Genomic DNA, 712 nt, shown 5'->3' on the forward strand with positions numbered 1-712 from the left:
CCCCTTTGGCGGGATGCTTATCCTGGTCTTTATTTGATCAATGTATGGTTTCATTAAATCCTGACTCAAGAGCATGTTACCTGGAATTTCAATGACCTCAAATCCTGCTTTTTGCAGCAGTGCAATTTTCAGCAGAGTCGAACCATTCCTGGTTTTGTAATCACCACCCACGTAGTGATATGGTCCCTGAACTTCAATCACAATCTTGTGATCTGACAAAAGCAGGTCAACGGGAGGTAATGAGTTCAGACTCTTTTCTTCTTCAATCTTCAGAGATGGAATAGATGATTGGAGTTGATCGCGGAAGTCAGCCTGGATTTTTGAAATGGTTTGCTGGTAATGGGGGACGACCGGAGAGACTCTGCCAAGCCAACTGGCGGCCATGATCATGACGGATTGATCATCTTTATTATCTGGCAAGGTATTTTCCAGGCGAGTCAACAGGTCACCCATGTGCTTTTCAAGCGCGTTATTTTTATAGGTATTAGAGTATAGAGCCAACCTGGCACAGTATACCATGACTCCCCAGAGAGACATCGATATCCCTTCCTGAGAAAACTGAAGGTTCTCACTGATTCGATAGACGAGCGATTCGAACGTAGAGGTAGACACGTTCAGCTCAACGAATTCACCCAGTTTGGCCGTGGCCCACAGCAGGTTGGCAATACCCTGGGCATTAAATTGGTCCTTCTGTGCATTCACGTGGAGCAAC

At 45.8% G+C, this 712-nt stretch carries 1 protein-coding gene; it reads right to left on the minus strand.

What is annotated here, in order from left to right; translation table 11 throughout:
- Window positions 1–712: RAP domain-containing protein (locus J7439_RS25730; protein ID WP_209204907.1), on the minus strand; the 712-nt coding region annotated here is incomplete at both ends.

The organism is Salinisphaera sp. G21_0 (assembly GCF_017744115.1).
In the GTDB taxonomy this organism is placed as follows: Bacteria; Pseudomonadota; Gammaproteobacteria; order Pseudomonadales; family Endozoicomonadaceae; genus Endozoicomonas.